The 16,810-nt window shown below is 58.0% G+C and carries 17 protein-coding genes; 9 read left to right on the top strand and 8 right to left on the bottom strand.

All coding sequences use genetic code 11. The features are described 5' to 3' along the window. Nucleotides 1-25: 25 nt before the first annotated feature. Nucleotides 26-856 (top strand): NADPH-dependent 7-cyano-7-deazaguanine reductase QueF, encoded by an 831-nt coding sequence (gene queF / locus F8N12_RS24740; RefSeq protein ID WP_150582722.1) that lies wholly within the window; start codon nucleotides 26-28, stop codon nucleotides 854-856. A 73-nt stretch (nucleotides 857-929) separates the two neighbouring features. Here queF and F8N12_RS24735 read toward each other — a convergent pair whose 3' ends face one another. Together F8N12_RS24735 and F8N12_RS24730 are read right to left on the bottom strand one after the other, a co-directional pair. Further along, nucleotides 930-1,193: a DUF4404 family protein gene (locus tag F8N12_RS24735; RefSeq protein WP_150582721.1), complete on the bottom strand. Its 264-nt coding sequence runs from the start codon at nucleotides 1,191-1,193 to the stop codon at nucleotides 930-932. Nucleotides 1,194-1,303: 110 nt separating this feature from the next. After that, entirely contained in the window at nucleotides 1,304-1,924 is a 621-nt protein-coding gene (locus F8N12_RS24730; RefSeq protein ID WP_150582720.1) for an HAD family phosphatase, read from the bottom strand. A 198-nt stretch (nucleotides 1,925-2,122) separates the two neighbouring features. Here F8N12_RS24730 and F8N12_RS24725 point away from each other — a divergent pair, with 198 nt between their 5' ends. Continuing rightward, nucleotides 2,123-2,812 (top strand): VacJ family lipoprotein, encoded by a 690-nt coding sequence (locus F8N12_RS24725; protein WP_150582719.1) that lies wholly within the window; start codon nucleotides 2,123-2,125, stop codon nucleotides 2,810-2,812. A gap of 60 nt (nucleotides 2,813-2,872) precedes the next feature. Here F8N12_RS24725 and F8N12_RS24720 read toward each other — a convergent pair whose 3' ends face one another. Next, nucleotides 2,873-3,172, bottom strand: coding sequence for a PilZ domain-containing protein (locus F8N12_RS24720; protein ID WP_150582718.1), 300 nt, complete (start codon nucleotides 3,170-3,172; stop codon nucleotides 2,873-2,875). Between the two features lie 276 nt (nucleotides 3,173-3,448). On the opposite strand from F8N12_RS24720, the gene rssB reads away from it, so the two are divergent. Then, nucleotides 3,449-4,633, top strand: a complete 1,185-nt coding sequence (gene rssB, locus F8N12_RS24715; protein ID WP_150582717.1) for a two-component system response regulator RssB — start codon at nucleotides 3,449-3,451, stop codon at nucleotides 4,631-4,633. Further along, on the top strand, nucleotides 4,630-5,112 hold the full coding sequence (gene rssC, locus F8N12_RS24710) for an anti-sigma factor antagonist RssC (RefSeq protein WP_007935262.1): 483 nt from the start codon (nucleotides 4,630-4,632) through the stop codon (nucleotides 5,110-5,112). Before rssB ends, rssC begins: the two co-directional genes overlap by 4 nt. A 72-nt stretch (nucleotides 5,113-5,184) precedes the next feature. On the opposite strand, the gene tal is transcribed toward rssC, so the two are convergent. Continuing rightward, nucleotides 5,185-6,111: a transaldolase gene (tal, locus tag F8N12_RS24705; protein ID WP_028622244.1), complete on the bottom strand. Its 927-nt coding sequence runs from the start codon at nucleotides 6,109-6,111 to the stop codon at nucleotides 5,185-5,187. A 198-nt stretch (nucleotides 6,112-6,309) separates the two neighbouring features. Next, complete coding sequence (dusA, locus tag F8N12_RS24700; RefSeq protein ID WP_150582716.1) at nucleotides 6,310-7,296, bottom strand: tRNA dihydrouridine(20/20a) synthase DusA; 987 nt, start codon at nucleotides 7,294-7,296, stop codon at nucleotides 6,310-6,312. 313 nt (nucleotides 7,297-7,609) lie between these two features. Between dusA and F8N12_RS24695 the strand changes: the two genes are divergently transcribed. The 3 genes from F8N12_RS24695 to F8N12_RS24685 all read left to right on the top strand — a co-directional run bounded on the left by F8N12_RS24695 (nucleotide 7,610) and on the right by F8N12_RS24685 (nucleotide 10,063). After that, nucleotides 7,610-8,035, top strand: a complete 426-nt coding sequence (locus tag F8N12_RS24695; protein ID WP_150582715.1) for a LexA family protein — start codon at nucleotides 7,610-7,612, stop codon at nucleotides 8,033-8,035. Next, a complete protein-coding gene (gene umuC, locus F8N12_RS24690) occupies nucleotides 8,028-9,305 on the top strand; it encodes a translesion error-prone DNA polymerase V subunit UmuC (protein WP_150582714.1) in 1,278 nt (425 codons plus the stop codon). Before F8N12_RS24695 ends, umuC begins: the two co-directional genes overlap by 8 nt. Nucleotides 9,306-9,697: 392 nt before the next feature. Then, on the top strand, nucleotides 9,698-10,063 hold the full coding sequence (locus tag F8N12_RS24685) for a histone-like nucleoid-structuring protein, MvaT/MvaU family (protein ID WP_150582713.1): 366 nt from the start codon (nucleotides 9,698-9,700) through the stop codon (nucleotides 10,061-10,063). Between the two features lie 390 nt (nucleotides 10,064-10,453). Here F8N12_RS24685 and F8N12_RS24680 read toward each other — a convergent pair whose 3' ends face one another. From F8N12_RS24680 to F8N12_RS24670, 3 genes are all read right to left on the bottom strand, one after another. Further along, complete coding sequence (locus F8N12_RS24680; RefSeq protein WP_150582712.1) at nucleotides 10,454-11,632, bottom strand: PAS domain-containing sensor histidine kinase; 1,179 nt, start codon at nucleotides 11,630-11,632, stop codon at nucleotides 10,454-10,456. Further along, nucleotides 11,619-12,437 (bottom strand): alpha/beta fold hydrolase, encoded by an 819-nt coding sequence (locus F8N12_RS24675; RefSeq protein WP_150582711.1) that lies wholly within the window; start codon nucleotides 12,435-12,437, stop codon nucleotides 11,619-11,621. The genes F8N12_RS24680 and F8N12_RS24675 overlap by 14 nt, the downstream gene beginning before the upstream one ends. Nucleotides 12,438-12,515: 78 nt before the next feature. Further along, on the bottom strand, nucleotides 12,516-13,220 hold the full coding sequence (locus tag F8N12_RS24670) for a murein L,D-transpeptidase catalytic domain family protein (RefSeq protein ID WP_150582710.1): 705 nt from the start codon (nucleotides 13,218-13,220) through the stop codon (nucleotides 12,516-12,518). Nucleotides 13,221-13,302: 82 nt separating this feature from the next. On the opposite strand from F8N12_RS24670, the gene F8N12_RS24665 reads away from it, so the two are divergent. Together F8N12_RS24665 and F8N12_RS24660 are read left to right on the top strand one after the other, a co-directional pair. Next, nucleotides 13,303-15,042 carry a L,D-transpeptidase family protein gene (locus F8N12_RS24665; RefSeq protein ID WP_150582709.1) on the top strand — a complete coding sequence of 580 codons (1,740 nt, stop codon included), beginning with the start codon at nucleotides 13,303-13,305 and terminating at the stop codon, nucleotides 15,040-15,042. Nucleotides 15,043-15,131: 89 nt separating this feature from the next. Continuing rightward, nucleotides 15,132-16,703, top strand: coding sequence for a sensor domain-containing diguanylate cyclase (locus F8N12_RS24660; protein WP_150582708.1), 1,572 nt, complete (start codon nucleotides 15,132-15,134; stop codon nucleotides 16,701-16,703). The last annotated feature ends 107 nt before the right edge of the window (nucleotides 16,704-16,810 follow it).

Genomic DNA, 16,810 nt, shown 5'->3' with positions numbered 1-16,810 from the left:
CTGATTCTTCAGTCAGGTTTCCGCCATGCATCCCGCAGCCGAACATTCGCCGCTGGGCAAATCCAGTGAATACATTGCCACCTACACGCCATCCCTGTTGTTCCCGATCCCGCGCACGGCGAAGTGGGCCGAGCTGGGCCTGACGGCTGAAACCCTGCCGTACACGGGAGTGGATTTCTGGAATTGCTTCGAGCTTTCGTGGCTGTTGCCATCCGGCAAGCCGGTGGTGGCGATCGGCGAGTTCAGTATCCCGGCGAATTCGCCGAACATCATCGAATCCAAGTCGTTCAAGCTGTACCTCAACTCATTGAATCAAACCCCGTTCGCCGACACCGCCAGCCTCGAATCGACGCTGGCCAAGGATTTGTCGGCCGCAGCGGGTAAAACGGTGGGCGTGCGCATTCGCAGTCTGAATGAGGTGGCGGCCGAAGGCGTGGTTGCGATGCCGGGCGTGTGCATTGACGACCTTGACATCAGCGTCAGCAATTATGAACAGCCGCGTCCGGAACTGCTGCGTTGCGATGACTCGCGCATCGTCGAAGAAAGCGTGCACAGCCATCTGCTCAAATCCAATTGCCCGGTGACCAGTCAGCCGGACTGGGGCAGTGTGGCAGTGGAATATCGGGGTGCGGCGCTGGATCACGCAAGCCTGCTGGAATACATCGTGAGCTTCCGCCAGCACTCCGACTTCCATGAGCAGTGCGTTGAGCGGATTTTCCTCGACCTGCAACGCCTGCTCAAACCCGAGAAACTGACGGTGTATGCACGTTACGTGCGGCGTGGTGGGTTGGACATCAACCCGTATCGCAGTACTGAAGAGGCGCAGTTGCCGAATCATCGCCTGGTTCGCCAGTAACGCCGTCGGCTGCAAATCGCAGGCATTAAAAAGCCCCGCTATCGCTAGCGGGGCTTTTTTGCATCCGGAGGATTCAGATCCCCATATTCCCCAACGCCTGCACAATGTTGCGCAAGGTACCGGCGAGGGTAGGGTGTTCCAGCTCGAAGCGCTCGACGGCCAGGTTAACGTTGTCGGAAAGACTGGAATCCTGAGTCTTGGTTTCCAGCTCGATTTCGGCGTCAATCTGCGCCATCAAGTCGCGCAGGTTCTCCCGCTCAGCTTCGGTCAGCGGCGGATTCTGTTCCAATTGCTCGCGTAGAGTATTGAGTTGTTCTTGCAGTTCGCGGGCAGGCATGGCGTTCTTCCTTTTAATCGATAGGCACTGGCATAGACCGCAGCAGCGCGCCAAAGGTCTATGGCTGAGCTTTAGATTAATCCACTCGTGCCCGATCTGCATGATCCCGGTCAGGGCTTTTCGCCTTTGAAGCGGCGCAAACTGATGTCGGCCAGGCAGTTATCGAGCTCATCGAGATGGTCGATCACAGAATGAACGCCCAGCGCGAACAGATCCATGGTCGCCTTGCCGCGCTTCATTTCCCGCTCCTGTGGGGCCAGCGCCTGCCATTCGTTCGGTGCCAGTCCGCAGAGCGAACCGTAGGAGGCCAGGCCGATCGTCCATAGCCCGGCGTTAAGTCCCGATTGCAGCAGTTGCGGTTCGCCGCTGACCAGCACGCAGCCGTCCAGACGTTCGACGCCCAGGTTCATCAGCGCCTGCCAGCAGGCATGCGGTGCGGGCCATGGATTGACCGTTTCGGCGTGTTGCGATGGCTTGATCCAGGTGGGCAAGCCAGCAGCAAGCGAATGACTGAGCTCAAGCGCGTGCTCGTCCAGCCAGGCGCAGGGGATTTGTTGAAGCTGCAAGCGGCGCAGGCTATCGAGGGCGCCCGGTGTGGCGTTGGCGGTTTGCGCAGAGTGCTGCTGTTGCAGGCGCGTGCGAGCGCCGAAATCCACCAGGCAACCCGTGAGACCGAACAGGACGGCAGTCAGGCTGGGTGCTGCGAGAGGCAAGGCTTCGGCGTGCGACATATCAACGTCCCTGAAATAAACACAAGCCTAAGCGGCGTCAGTGACAGTTGGATGACAGTGATATGAATCGCTTGATTCGGACGAATCATCTGCAGGCCGGCACGTACATAAGTGCCTAAAGCGGCTTTTCCGTCTTATACTAGCCAGCTTAACGCCCAGGCCAAGTGCCGGGGCCAGTACAATCCTAGGAGTTCTTCTATGCGCTGGAGCAATCATCTAGCCCGGCTTTCTGTGTGCGCCAGTGTGCTGCTGGTTCCGTTCGCTGCTCAGGCGGCGACGGAAGATGACCCTTGGGAAAGCTTCAACCGCCCGATATTCAAATTCAACGATGTGCTCGACACCTATGCGCTGAAACCACTGGCCCAGGGTTATCAGTGGGTGACTCCGCAGTTTCTGGAAGATGGCATCCACAACATGTTCCGCAACGTCGGTGATGTCACCAACCTTGCCAACAACGTCATGCAGGCCAAGCCAGCGGCCGCAGGCGTCGACACGGCCCGCCTGATCTTCAATACCACCTTTGGTCTGCTGGGCTTCTTTGATGTCGGCACCCAGATGGGCCTGAACCGCAGCGACGAAGACTTCGGTCAGACGCTGGGCTATTGGGGTGTAGGCAGCGGGCCGTATGTCGTGCTGCCACTGTTGGGTCCGAGCACTTTGCGTGATGCGCCGGCCAAATATGTCGACGGCTATACCGGCCCTTACCGTTACATCAACGATGTACCGGTGCGTAACTCGGTCTTTGGACTGAATATCGTCGATACCCGCGCCAGCCTGTTGTCGGCGGAGAAGCTGATCAGCGGCGACAAGTACATCTTCGTTCGCAACGCCTACCTGCAGAATCGCGAATTCAAGGTCAAGGATGGTCAGGTCGAAGACGATTTCTGATCTCGATTGATGAACCCGAGAAGGCGGCCTATGGGCCGCCTTCCGCTTTTGGGAAACTGCTTATTTCATTCTCAGGATTGTAAGCCCGAGTTTCTGACTGCCACCGTCCTGATCTTTAACCCATACCACTTCGGTGTCGGCTTCCAGGCCTTTCAACGCCGCGTGATCCGACTCGATGCGCACGTTGATGCGGTCGCCGACCTTGAACGATTGTGGCGCCTGCACTTGCATGCCGCTGCTGGAAAGGTCGATGCAGACGGCTGCAACCTCGTCACCCTCGTGAATCAGCGCCACATCCGCATCAATCTGCATGCGGATGAAATCACGCTTTTCGCTGTAGTCCCGATCGCTTTGAGGCATGGGCTTCATCCTTCCATTGAGTTACGGATTTGTGTGTTCTTATAACTCCCGGTCATTTGACAAGTAAAGACGTCAAGCGACGATCGGCGTGAGCTTGAAACGCCCCGCGGATGGGAGTACCGTCTGCGCCTTAGAAGGGCACCTCTGATAGTTCTGCAAAACGGGCAACTGCTCGAAAGCAATGCGTTAGAGAGGCTAGAAAGCGAATCCAGTAGTCTGTGCCGGGTCATTTACCCGGCCCGCTACGCCAACCTAATTCTGGCGCCGTTTGCCCACATGCCAAAAACCAGTGCCACGCTGCTGATAATCGATGATGACGAAGTAGTGCGCGCGAGTCTCGCCGCCTATTTGGACGACAGTGGTTTCAGCGTCTTGCAGGCCAGCAATGGCCAGCAGGGTCTTCAGGTATTCGAGCAGGACAAGCCCGATCTGGTCATCTGCGATCTGCGCATGCCGCAGATGGGCGGGCTCGAACTCATCCGCCAGGTCACTGAGCTTTCACCGCAGACCCCGGTCATCGTAGTGTCCGGTGCCGGCGTGATGAATGATGCGGTGGAAGCCTTGCGCCTGGGCGCTGCCGATTACCTGATCAAGCCGCTCGAAGATCTGGCGGTGCTCGAGCACTCTGTGCGTCGGGCCCTGGATCGCGCGCGTCTGTTGCTGGAAAACCAGCGTTACCGCGAGAAGCTGGAAAGGGCCAATCGTGAACTCGAAGCCAGCCTGAACCTGCTGCAGGAAGACCAGAATGCAGGTCGTCAGGTGCAGATGAACATGCTCCCGATCAGCCCGTGGAGCATCGACGAGTTCCAGTTTGCTCACCAGATCATCCCGTCGTTGTACCTGTCAGGGGATTTCGTCGACTATTTCCGCGTCGACGAACGCCGGGTTGCGTTCTATCTGGCGGATGTCTCCGGCCACGGTGCCTCTTCGGCCTTCGTTACCGTATTGTTGAAATTCATGACCACGCGTTTGTTGTTCGAATCCAAACGTAGCGGCACATTGCCGGAATTCAAGCCTTCGCAAGTCCTTGGTCATATCAACCGGGGCCTGATCAGTTGTAAGCTGGGTAAACACGTCACAATGGTCGGTGGAGTCATCGACGAGGAGACAGGTTTGTTGACCTATAGCATCGGTGGTCATTTGCCGTTGCCTGTGTTGTACACGCCAGACAGTGTTCGGTATCTGGAAGGGCGCGGTCTGCCAGTCGGTCTCTTCAACGAGGCGACCTACGAGGATCACGTGCTCGAATTGCCGCCGACGTTCAGCCTGACGCTGATGTCGGACGGCATTCTGGATCTCTTGTCAGAACCCACACTTAAAGAGAAAGAAGCGGCGTTGCCCCAGCGGGTCAAGGCTGCGGGCGGCACCCTGGATGGGTTGCGTCAGGTTTTTGGATTGGCCACGCTGGGGGAGATGCCGGATGATATCGCCCTGATGGTGTTGAGCAGGAATCTTCAATGAGTACCGGTAGAATCCAGTTCGCCGAGCAGGACGGCACCTTCGTCCTGAAGTTCGTCGGTGAAGTTCGCCTGACCCTGTGTTCGGCGTTGGATGCGACTATTGAGCGGATCTTCACGGCGTTGAACTTCAACGCGATCGTGATCGACCTGACCGAGACCCGCAGCATCGACAGCACCACCCTTGGCCTGCTGGCCAAACTGTCGATCCTGTCGCGGCAAAAGGTCGGTTTGCTGCCGACCGTGGTCACCACCCATGAAGACATCACGCGTCTGCTGCAGTCCATGGGTTTCGAACAGGTGTTCAACATCGTTGATCGTCCGATCCCGTGCCCGGAGTGCCTGACGGACCTGCCTGACCAGGATCAGTCGGAGGAGGTGGTGCGGATCAAGGTGCTTGAGGCGCACAAGATCCTCATGGGCCTGAACGACTCCAATCGGGAAGCGTTTCATGACCTGGTGAACGCGCTGGAGCGGCATTGACTCCTGTGATCGACGCATAAAAAAGGGCGAACCTACCAGGGTTCGCCCTTTTTGCATTATCGCTGAATCAAATCACAACTTGGCCTGCAACAGCGCCTCAAGCTTCTCCTGGTCGCGAGCAAACTGACGGATGCCCTCAGCCAGCTTCTCGGTCGCCATCGCATCCTCGTTGGACAACCAGCGGAACTGGGCTTCGTTCAGGCTCAAACGCGCTTCACCGGCATGGCCAGGGGTCAACTTTCGCTCCAGCTTGCCAGTGTCGGCTGCCAGTTTGTCGATCAGGTCCGGGCTGATGGTTAAACGGTCGCAGCCAGCCAGTTGCTCGATCTGGTTGAGGTTGCGGAAGCTCGCACCCATGACCACGGTCTTGTAGTCATTGGCCTTGTAGTAGTTGTAGATACGCGTTACCGACTGTACGCCCGGATCATCCGAACCGGTGTAGTCGTTGCCGTTGGCTTTTTTGTACCAATCGTAGATGCGGCCCACGAATGGCGAAATCAGGAACACGCCCGCATCGGCACAGGCCGCTGCCTGAGCAAACGAGAACAGCAGGGTAAGGTTGGTCTGGATGCCTTCTTTTTCCAGAATCTCGGCTGCACGGATACCTTCCCAGGTGGAGGCGATCTTGATCAGCACGCGGTCACGGCCGATGCCGGCCTTGTCGTACAGCTCGATCAGACGGTGCGCGCGCTTCAACACGGCGTCCGTGTCGAACGACAGCCGCGCGTCCACCTCAGTGGAAATACGGCCAGGAATCACCTTCAGGATTTCCTGCCCGACCGCGACACCAAAACGGTCGCTGGCAAGCCCCACATCACCCTTGCAGTCGCTGACGCACGCGTCGAGCAACTCGGCGTAACCGGTGATGGCGGCTGCTTTCAGCAATAGGGAAGGGTTGGTAGTAGCGTCGACAGGTTTGACCCGAGCGATCGCTTCGAAGTCGCCGGTGTCGGCAACCACGGTGGTCATTTGCTTGAGTTGTTCCAGCTTGGAAGTCATGGGCGTGCTCTATCCTATGGGTCTGTTGACATTACCCGAGCGCTTGCGGCCGCTCAAGGGTGTGTACGTGTATCGGTGGCCCCGATGGCAACAACCGCAGAAGGGCTGTTTGAAAGGCGGGGCGCGCTATCGATTGTTCGATGCCGAAAGACGCCACAGGTTCAACCGCGGTGATCGCCAGCGGTCACCGCAAATTGATTAACGTCCTTCGAGCAATATGGCGGCCTGATCCAGCAACGCCAGAGGGTCTTTGGATTTGTGAATGTCCACCGACAACAACTGGCGAAATTTTCGCGCCCCGGGAAACCCGGTCCCCAGCCCCAACACATGCCGGGTGATGTGATGCATCGAACCGCCGGCATCGATGTGGGCGGCTATATAAGGCCGCAACTGCGCCAGCGCTTCGGCGCGGCTGATGACCGGCGCGGTGCTGCCGAACACCTGCTGATCCACCTCAGCCATGATGTAGGGATTGTGATAGGCCTCGCGACCCAGCATCACGCCATCGAATATCTGCAAGTGTTCGTGACAGGCGTCCAGCGTCTTGATCCCACCGTTGAGGATGATTTCCAGATCAGGAAAGTCAGCCTTCAATTGCGCCGCGACGTCGTAACGCAGAGGCGGAATATCACGGTTTTCCTTGGGCGACAACCCCTCCAGAATCGCAATCCGCGCATGCACGGTAAAACTGGTGCAGCCGGCTTCACGAACGGTGCCGACGAAATCACACAGCTCGGCATAACTGTCGCGCCCGTTGATCCCGATGCGATGCTTCACCGTCACCGGGATCGATACCGCATCGCGCATCGCCTTCACGCAATCGGCAACCAGCTGCGGGTGCCCCATCAGTACCGCGCCGATCATATTGTTCTGCACCCGATCACTGGGGCAACCAACGTTGAGGTTCACCTCGTCATAGCCGTGCTCCTGCGCCATCCGCGCGCAGGCAGCCAAATCCAGCGGCACACTGCCACCGAGCTGCAGCGCGAGCGGGTGTTCGGCCTCGTTATGCCGCAGGAAACGCTCGTGGTCGCCATTGAGCAGCGCGCCAGTGGTGACCATTTCGGTGTAGAGCAGGGCGTGTTTGGAGAGCAGGCGCAGGAAGAAACGGCAGTGACGGTCGGTCCAATCCATCATGGGGGCGACGGAGAAACGGCGGGACAGCGGGGCAGCGTGTAGAGACATTGGGAATCTGAGTCAGCGAGGCGAGGGGCGTAGTTTATCAGGAATGCACGCGCGCAAAGGGATCGCTCTGTATGGCTACCACTGGCTACGGGGACGTTGCCTCGGTTGAATTATGCCCAGTCAGCTTGAGGCAACCAGCCGTCACCGCTTACAGGCGGATTATGTCATCCCAGGCCAGCTCAAGCATCGGCCCCCGACGCCCACCCCTGCAGCAATCTCCCCATCCACCTATCCGATATTTCCTGCAAAAATTTGACCGCAACGCCATCACGACGTTAACTGTATATTCGTACAGTATTGGATGTCGCGCGTCATGAGTTACTCAATTCTAGGTCCCATCAGCGAGGGCGGGTTCAGGTTGCCGTTGTGCCTGTTTCGGGTGCCGGCAGGTTTTCCGTCGCCGGCGGCAGATCACATCGAGGCGCAGATATCGCTGGATGAGGTGCTGAATGTGCGGGCGCCGCATGTCTATCTCGTGTCACTCACAGGGGAGAGCATGCAGGGGGCGGGCATCTATGAAGGCGATCTGGCGATTGTTGACCGCTCGATAGAGCCGGTGCACGGCAATGTGGTGATTGCTCTGCTGAATAATGAACCGGTGTGCAAGCGCCTTTGCCTGCGTGGGAAGGATGTGATCCTGCTGTCGGATAATCCCAAATATCCGCCGCGCTACGTGCTTGAAGGGGACGAGTTGACGATTTGGGGCGTGGTGACGAGCAGCGTGCGCAGCCATGTCTGAAGTCCCGGCGGTGTTTGGCCTGATTGATTGCAACAGTTTCTACGCCAGTTGCGAACGGGTGTTTCGGCCCGATCTGGCGAAGGTACCCATCGTGGTGCTCTCCAATAATGACGGCTGCATCATCGCGCGCAGCTATGACGCCAAACCCTTTGTGAAAATGGGAGAGCCGTACTTCCAGGTCAGGCACAAGCTCAAGCAGCACGGCATCGTGCCTTTCTCTTCCAATTACGCACTCTACGGCGACATAAGCGAGCGCGTGATGAGCCTGATCGAATCGATGGTGCCAGCTGTAGAGGTCTACAGCATTGATGAGGCGTTCGCCGATCTTACCGGCATCGCCGATCTGGACAGCCTTGGTCGCCGGATTCGCAGCCATGTGCTGCGTTGCACCGGCATCCCGGTCGGGGTCGGCATTGCTCACACCAAAACGCTGGCCAAACTGGCCAATCACACGGCCAAGCGCCTGCAGGCGCAAACCGGTGGGGTGGTGAACATTTGCGATGTGGTCAAACGCGACTGGGTGCTGCGCAACACTGATGTCAGCGAGGTGTGGGGTGTCGGTCGACGGATGAAGATGCATCTGGATGCAATGGGGATCAAGACCGCGATGGACCTGGCCAAAGCAGATCCATGGACATTGCGCAAAAAATTCAGCGTTGTCATCGAGAAGACTGCTCGCGAGCTAGCCGGTGCCGCCTGCCTTGAACTGGACGAACCTGACCCGCCGAAGCAGGAAATCTGCTGCAGCAGAATGTTTGGCAGACGCCTCTCGGAATTGCCGCCCATCAAGGAAGCTGTCGCGACCTACATGATGCGCGCCTCGGAAAAACTCAGGGCGCAGAATTCGTTGTGCAGGAAGATCCGCGTCAGCATTCGCACCGGCATGTTCAATCCGGAAGAAGCCAAGTACGCGAATGGGGTGGTGGTCGATTTGCCTTATCCGACGGATGATGTGCGATTACTGACCCGGTTGGCAGTCGATGCACTCGATCGGTTGTTCAGGCCGGGGTTCAAATACAGCAAGGCGGAAGTGTTGCTGCTGAACCTGTGTCAGCCCGGCGAATACACGGAGGATCTGTTCGCAGCTTCGCAAGCCACCGAGGCGACAAGGGTGATGGCAGTGCTGGATCAAATCAACGGCCGGTGGGGCAGAGGCACGTTACGTACTGCCAGTGTGCCGAGCCACCCGGAATGGGCGATGCGACGGGAAATCATGAGCCAGAGCTACACCACGCGACTCGATCAGCTGTGGAAGGTGCCCTGCAACTAATGGCCTCTGCCACGAAGGGTGGCGACATCGTATGGGCCACTTGCGCCGGCACCGTGCAGGCGCCGGTAGTCCCAAGCAATTCAGCCTCCGTGCTGACAGGTCGGTGTCACACGATGCCGATAAAGGACAGGATAAACAGGACGATCACGACGGCGCCGACGATGTAGATAATGTTGTTCATGGTTTGCTTCTCCAGTTTGGTAAGGGACTGACACATTGGTGTCTACTACAACGGACAGCCTCAATGACGATTCCGTTCCGCTGCCGTTGCCTGCAATGCAAAGTGACGTACAAACATTGCAGGAAGTACTTGCTCAGTTGGATTAAGTTAACTAAATTCAAACAGGTGCTTTTGGTGTACCGTCTGGTTACTAACCACGTAGAGATCAATAATGTCCAAGCTCGCAGAATTCCGCCAACTCGAGAAACACCTTGCCGAACAACTCCAGGCGCTCGAAGCCTTGAAGGGTGACGCCGGTCTCAAGAAAGAAATTGAGTTCGAGACCAAGTTGCGCGACTTGCTCGCCAAGTACAGCTACAGCCTGAAAGATGTCATTAGCCTTCTTGACCCGAAAGCGAGCCGTCGCGCCCCTGCACCCGAGCCAAAAACCAGCACTCGCAAGCCGCGCGAAATGAAAGTCTACAAACACCCTAAAACCGGCGAAGTGGTTGAAACCAAAGGGGGCAACCATAAAACCCTGAAGGAATGGAAAGCGGAACACGGCTCTGCGACCGTCGAGTCCTGGTTGACCAAGTAATACAAAACTGAACAAAAAACGGGCCCCTTTGAGGGCCCTTTTTTTATCGGAAATATGTGTGCGAACCGTTCATGGATCAGGAAATGGCAGCGCCAGCAGCGTCACTGAAAGACGTTCAAGGAGCGGAGATTCTGGTATGTATCTGCGTAGACCAGTAATAACTGCGGCCACTTTCGACAGGATCAAACAATGCAACAAGTTCACTGCTGTGAAACTCATTCTGCACCCGATTTTCCGCAATCAAACCGATGCCGACGGAGATTGCTTGAGTGAGAAGGGCGGTAAGCTGGGAGTGAGGTTGTGATTTCATATGCCTGTGATCAACACCGTGGCGATCAAACCAGTGCGACCAAGCGATGGCCTGTAAACAACATTAAGCGGTGGATGGCTTCAGCGCGCAGCCTGTCGCGGAAAATAGACAGAGAACACAGTGCCGCTCTGCGCAGCCGAACTCACCGACACTTCGCCACCGTGCGCCACGGCGATTTCCCTGACAATGAATAAACCGAGGCCGACGCTGCGCACTTCACTGTCGGTCTGGGTGCCACGGGTCATCGGCTCGAACAAAACGCTCATGATTGCTTCTGCGATCACCGGGCCACGGTTGTGTACGCAAACAACGGCCTGGTCATCTTCCAGGCGAGACGTGATCGTGATCGGTTGGTGCAAATCCCCGTAAGCCACACTGTTGGCCACCAGGTTACCGATGATTTGCTGAACCCGATCTGCATCCATATGAGCGCTGCCGGCGCCGGTCGACTGGTGGATCAGCGTCGATTGTGGAAACGCGACGCGTAACTCATCAACAATCTGCCCGGTGACCTGATGCAGATCCATCGACGCAGGCGCAATGCTCAAACCGCGCCCAACGCGGGCGAGGGCTAAGTCCAGCAAGTCAGCGATCATCCGTTGCGCGCGTTCGGCGGACTGGCCGATGTGGCCCAGCAAGCGGGTTTCTTTGGGGGCGCGCTCTGCGGTGCTGAGCATTTGCGCAGCCATTTTGATCGCCGTCAGCGGATTCTTCAGATCGTGGCTGACGATGGCCACCATCTGTTCGGCAAACGTGGCCCGCCGCTGGGATTTCTCATAGGCCAGGTTCAGTTGAGTCTGTGCCTGTTGAAGGGCGGTCTCGGCCTCAGTCTTTTCGCGCAACAGGTCTTCGGCGATTTTTCGCGCGCGGACCAGTTCGCGTTCGTACTTGTCGCGGTCCGTCGTGCCGAACAAGGCCAGTTCGTAGAACGCGCCGCCAGCATGCTCGCGCCTGACACCGTTGAGCAGCATGGTGACAACGCGTTTGTCGCGATGCACCAGGTCGAGTTTGACCTCGGCCACTGAACCCTGCATTTGCATGAGCGGCGCCCAATGGGTCTGATGAAAAATCCGCCCGCCCATGGTCAGCAGGTCCTGAAACCGCCGGCCAATCAGCGCACCGGATTCGAAACCGACCCAGTTGCCGAACGTTTGATTGCTTTGCAGGATCGTGCCGTCTTCCTTCGTGACCACTAGTGCGCACGGCGCCAGCTCGAACAAGGTCTGCGCGTCGGGCAGCAACGGTTCATCGCTCGGCATGCGCGCCTACCCATGGCGACAGGAAGCTGTCCATGGCGTCAGAGCACGCACTCGGCGCACTCATGTGCGGGCAATGGCCAACATTGTCCACCAGGCACAGCGTGCTGTTTGTGAGCACCGTGTGCAGGTATTCGCCTACGGCGATCGGGGCGATGAGGTCATCGGTGGATTGCAGAATCAAGGTTGGCGTGGTCAGGCCGGCAATGTCCTTGCGGTTGTCCGACATAAACGTTACCCGCGCAAACTGCTTGGCGATCTCGGGATCGGTCCTGCAGAAACTGTTGGTGAGCTCTTCGCCCAACGCCGGTTGCCCTGGTGCGCCCATGATCGCCGGGGCCATGTTGCTGGACCAGCCCAGGTAATTACTGTCGAGGGTGTCAAGCAACGAGTGGATGTCTTCGAGCTGGAAACCGCCCACGTAGTCCTCGGCATCGATGTAGCAGGGCGACGGACCGATCATCACATGAGCGGCAATTGTGCCGGGTGCCTGACGATCAGCCAGAGCACCGATCATCGCGCTGACCGAGTGGCCGACGATAATCACCGGGCCGCTGGCGAATTGATCAATGATTTCGTTGAGGTCCTGCGCGTAGCCGGCCAGCGAGTTGTACTTCTGCGTGTCGTACGCGCCAAGGTCCGATTGACCTGCGCCCACCAGGTCGTACAGCACGACCTTGAAGCGATTCGCGAATGTATCGACCAGGTAACGCCACATGGTCTGATCACAGCCAAAACCGTGAGAAAACACCAGTGTCGCCGGACCATTGCCCCTGACTGTTACGTTGTTGCGGTGTTGAAGGTCCATGCAAAGAGTTCCCGGTCGAGCCAGAGGTGTCTGGCCGTGGGGAGTTTAGATAGTCCCGCGCAGCAGGTCACGCTGCATTCAACGAGTGGTCACGCCCTTGGCAGCTGACGCCATGGTGCCACTACCGCAATTGATGTAGGACGAGGTTTTCAACCAGCGGTTATCCGGGTAGTAGGAAAACAACAGCTGCCCGTCTTTCATCGAATTGATCAGTTTGCGCGCGACCGCCGGTCGGACTGCCGGGCACCCGAGACTGCGACCGATCCGCCCGTTCGCCCGCGCCAGTACCGGGCTGACGTAAGGCGCACCGTGGATGACGATGGCGCGGTCAAAAGCGTTATCGTTGAAGCCCGGCTCCAGACCTTCCATGCGCAACGAATAGCCGTTTTGCCCAACATAGCTTTGTTGGGTGCGATACAAACCGAGGCTGGTGGCGAAGCTTTCATTCTTGTTGGAGAAATTCACCGCCATGTTTTCGCCGCTGTTGCGTCCGTGGGCGACCAGTTCCTGAAACAGTAACTTGCGTTGTTTTAAATCGAACACCCATAGGCGCTGTTCGGTCGAAGGCAGGGAGTAATCGATCACTGCGAGTCTTTGCGCGGGGGCTGCACCTTGGGCGATGCTGCATTTTGAGGCGCGGACTGCGAGGTTGATGACGTTGGCATTGGCTTTGGGCGCTGCTTTGATAAGAGCGGTCGCGAGCGAATCGGCGTAGGCTGACGGTACGGACATTGCAGTCAGTAGTAGTGCCGGGAAGACACAGCCAAAACGTAGTAGCGCCATATAGATGTCTCATCTTGTTGAGTTCGAGTCTAGCAGTGCGTTGGGATGCCAGGCGTTGAATGCGGGGGATTAAGGATTATTCATGGTGCTTTTAACAAGGTTATTCGTCATAAGCCGCGTTTTTTTTATGGGCTTTCTGATCAGCGGCACTGCTTGGGCGGAAACTTCGTCGATTGAGTCGACATCTGCGGCCAGCGCCGTTTTGCAAGCTGCACCTGACGACGACGTTGGTCAGGCCATCCAGGCGTCTCTGGAGCCGTTGAAAAGCGCTTTTCCGCCGTTGCTCACTGCATCCCGTCATCGACGCGTCGACGTCAGTCGCCTGGTACTGGATTTTTACGCCCATCGAGCCTATCAGCCGGCCTGGACCCGTGAAGCTGACATCGATCAATTGATCACCAGCCTGCAGGCGACAGATATCGACGGTTTGACGCCAACGGATTTCCACATCGACGAACTGGTTCGATCCCGGGCGACTTTGAAGGCCGCGCCTGCACCCCCAGAGCAGCAAGCGGCTTTCGATCTGGCCACCACGCATACATTCATCAGCGCACTGATGCAGCTGCGGCGCGGCAAGGTAGACCCCGCGCGACTGGACAATCACTGGAATTTCGATGCAAACGGTGTCGACCCGCGTGACGACGTCAACGCGTTCTTCGCCGCTCTGGATAATCACGACGTGGCAAAAGCGTTCGCCGAGGCGCCGCCGCAAGAATCTGTATATGTCGGCTTGCGCCAGGCCCTGGCGCAGTTGCGCGATGTCCATCGGCGCGGAGGCTGGCCGAAAGTGGTGGTCGATCATTCGCTCAAGCCCGGCATGGACGAGCCGGCCGTTGCACAGTTGCGCGCGCGGCTGGTCGCTGCAGGCTTCCTCGATCCGCGCCTGATCCGTGGCACTCAGTACGATGGCGCCGTGACTGCTGCGGTGAAAAAATATCAAAACGAGCAATACCTGACCGCCGACGGCATGGCGGGTGCGACTACGCTGGCGGCGTTGAACGTGCCGGTCGAGGCGCGCATCGACCAGGTGCGAGTCAATATGGAGCGGGCCCGTTGGCTGCTATACAAGCTTCAAGGCACGTTCGTCATTGTCGATATCGCCGGCTACAAGGTGGCAATGTACCGAGATGGTCAGCCGATATGGCGCTCCCGGGTGCAGGTCGGCAAAGCGGCGCGCAATACGCCGATCTTTCAGGCGCAGATCAGCTATATCACCTTCAACCCGACCTGGACGGTGCCGCCGACAATCCTCAAGGAGGACGTGCTGCCGAAGGTTCAAAGCAATCTCGATTACCTCGCCGCCCACCGGATGCGCGTGCTCGATCGCGAGGGCAACGTGCTGGACCCCTCGACCGTCGACTGGAGCAATCCGCGCGGCATCAGTTTGCGCCAGGACGCCGGCCCGGACAGCTCGCTGGGGCAGGTGGTGATCCGTTTCCCTAACGATTACGCGATTTATCTGCACGACACCCCGCATCGCGAGCTGTTTTCCAGAACCATTCGCGCCACCAGTTCGGGCTGCATTCGTGTGGAAAATCCGCTGCAGCTGGTGGAGTTGCTGTTCAACGACCCGGTCAAATGGAACAGCGCCGGTATCCAGAAGCAGTTGGCCAGCGGCAAGACCCAGAACATTCTGCTGCCGGTGAAAGTTCCGGTGTTGCTCGCCTATTGGACAGTGGACATGGGCAGTGACGGGCGCGTGGCGTTCAAGCCCGATGTGTACGGTTACGACGCGCCCGTATTGCGTGCGTTGAATCGGCCTTCGCCGATGCCCGTGGTGAACTTGCAGGCAGCAAGGGTGGCGACGAGCAGCCTGCGCTGAGGACATTTTGCCCTGCGCCTTGACGTACACTAGGCGCGCCAACTCCAGAGTGGGCCTCCGCCCATGCCGTACTCCTGCAGGACGTGCTTTTGCCTATCTCGCCAGACGATCCGCGCCATGCCAACGGCGCCACACTGAAACGGCTGCCACTGCGCAAGGCAGCGGTGCTGTTCGTCGGCATTGTGTGCCTGTGTCTTTGCGGCTTGTTGTACCTGCAACTGGAGCAGTCGCATCGGCACGATCTCGCGCAGGCTGAAGAGGACTCTTCGAACCTGACGCGTGCCATGGCACAACAGGCTCAAGACACCTTCATGAAGGCTGATCTGGTGTTGACCAGCTTGGCGGACTGGATTCAGGCAGAGGGATTCAGCGAGGAACAGAAGCCACTTTTGCGCAAGACCTTTGCTCGACGTGTTCAGGCACTGACCGAGCTGCACGGGGTATTCCTGTTCGATCAGAAGGGCCAATGGGTGGTTACCTCCTTTGAAGATCTGCCCCGCGGTGAGGGTGTTCGAGACCGTGAATATTTCCGGTTTCATCAGCAGAATGTGTCGTCCATCGCGCACATCGGCCCGGCCATTCGCAGCCGTGAAAACGGCGAATGGATCATCCCGGTCTCCAAACGGGTGAACGACGAAAACGGCACGTTCCAGGGCGTGCTGATGGCCGGCATCAAGATGTCGTATTTCGACCAGTTCTTCAAAAGCTTCAGCCTCGATAACGATGGCTCGATGTTCCTCGCGCTTGGCGACGGCACACTGTTGGCGCGACGTCCATTCGTCGAGGCGCAGATTGGCAGGTCGCTGGCCAAGGGCGAGATATTCAGCAAATACCTGGCGGGCGCAATGTCTGGCAACGCGATGATTGCTTCCGTGCTGGATGATACCGTTCGCCTGTATGGTTTCCGTCAGCTCGATGCTTATCCGTTAGTGGTCTCGGCTGCGTCATCCAGAGACGCGATACTCAAGGACTGGTACGCCACCGCGTTTCAATCCACGGTGATCGTTGCGCTGGTGGTACTGGGCGTCGGGCTGTTTGGTTGGGTGTTCGTGCGCCAGGTGCGCGTGGGAGAACGCATCGAGAAGGATCTGCGCAAAGCCCAGGAAGCGCTGAAATTGATCGCGACCCACGACAGCCTCACAGGTCTGGGAAATCGCCGGCTCTTTGAGCAGGCGCTCGACATCGAGTTCGGCCGCGGCGCCCGCCAATCAACACCTTTGAGCCTGATCATGCTCGATATTGATTATTTCAAACGCTACAACGATGCCTACGGACACGTGGCCGGCGACCACTGCCTCGCACAAGTTGCCAAAGCCGTCAAAAGTTGCTGCCAGCGGCCGACGGACCTTGCGGTACGCTATGGCGGCGAAGAGTTTGCCGTGTTGTTATCGGATACCGACATCCATGGTGCGATGGCCATTGCCGAACAGATTCGCCGCCGCGTCATGGCGCAAAACATCCGCCACAGCGGATCGCCTAATGGCTTTGTCACTGTCAGTCTCGGCTGTTATGCATTTGTCCCGGCAGGGCGGGATGACAAAGAAGTGTTTATCAATCGCGCTGACGCCGCGCTCTACCAAGCCAAGCATTCGGGACGCAATCGGTCTGCGGTGCTCTCATTGGAAGATGGCGTCGAGACGTTGATGCGCTCGGACCGTTAAACTTTTACTGAGCGTCAGTTCACACAACAGCCGACGATGTCTGTCATCGGCTGCCTTTGCGCGTTCAGCTGCCTGTGCCACCGCCGGCGCCACCCGTGCCGCCACCG

It is taken from the genome of Pseudomonas fluorescens (assembly GCF_902497625.1).
Classification (GTDB): Bacteria; Pseudomonadota; Gammaproteobacteria; order Pseudomonadales; family Pseudomonadaceae; genus Aquipseudomonas; species Aquipseudomonas fluorescens_BQ.
This window is presented reverse-complemented; position numbering and strand designations above follow the sequence as displayed.

Bases quoted from the DNA above. Each gene is read 5' to 3' on its own strand.
- queF (WP_150582722.1), top strand. From the start codon at position 26: ATGCATCCCGCAGCCGAACATTCGCCGCTGGGCAAATCCAGTGAATAC.
- F8N12_RS24675 (WP_150582711.1), bottom strand. From the start codon at position 12,437: ATGGACCTTCAACACCGCAACAACGTAACAGTCAGGGGCAATGGTCCG.
- F8N12_RS24725 (WP_150582719.1), top strand. From the start codon at position 2,123: ATGCGCTGGAGCAATCATCTAGCCCGGCTTTCTGTGTGCGCCAGTGTG.
- F8N12_RS24735 (WP_150582721.1), bottom strand. From the start codon at position 1,193: ATGCCTGCCCGCGAACTGCAAGAACAACTCAATACTCTACGCGAGCAA.
- rssC (WP_007935262.1), top strand. From the start codon at position 4,630: ATGAGTACCGGTAGAATCCAGTTCGCCGAGCAGGACGGCACCTTCGTC.
- tal (WP_028622244.1), bottom strand. From the start codon at position 6,111: ATGACTTCCAAGCTGGAACAACTCAAGCAAATGACCACCGTGGTTGCC.
- F8N12_RS24695 (WP_150582715.1), top strand. From the start codon at position 7,610: ATGAGTTACTCAATTCTAGGTCCCATCAGCGAGGGCGGGTTCAGGTTG.
- dusA (WP_150582716.1), bottom strand. From the start codon at position 7,296: ATGTCTCTACACGCTGCCCCGCTGTCCCGCCGTTTCTCCGTCGCCCCC.
- umuC (WP_150582714.1), top strand. From the start codon at position 8,028: ATGTCTGAAGTCCCGGCGGTGTTTGGCCTGATTGATTGCAACAGTTTC.
- rssB (WP_150582717.1), top strand. From the start codon at position 3,449: ATGCCAAAAACCAGTGCCACGCTGCTGATAATCGATGATGACGAAGTA.
- F8N12_RS24720 (WP_150582718.1), bottom strand. From the start codon at position 3,172: ATGCCTCAAAGCGATCGGGACTACAGCGAAAAGCGTGATTTCATCCGC.
- F8N12_RS24680 (WP_150582712.1), bottom strand. From the start codon at position 11,632: ATGCCGAGCGATGAACCGTTGCTGCCCGACGCGCAGACCTTGTTCGAG.
- F8N12_RS24670 (WP_150582710.1), bottom strand. From the start codon at position 13,220: ATGGCGCTACTACGTTTTGGCTGTGTCTTCCCGGCACTACTACTGACT.
- F8N12_RS24685 (WP_150582713.1), top strand. From the start codon at position 9,698: ATGTCCAAGCTCGCAGAATTCCGCCAACTCGAGAAACACCTTGCCGAA.
- F8N12_RS24730 (WP_150582720.1), bottom strand. From the start codon at position 1,924: ATGTCGCACGCCGAAGCCTTGCCTCTCGCAGCACCCAGCCTGACTGCC.
- F8N12_RS24665 (WP_150582709.1), top strand. From the start codon at position 13,303: ATGGTGCTTTTAACAAGGTTATTCGTCATAAGCCGCGTTTTTTTTATG.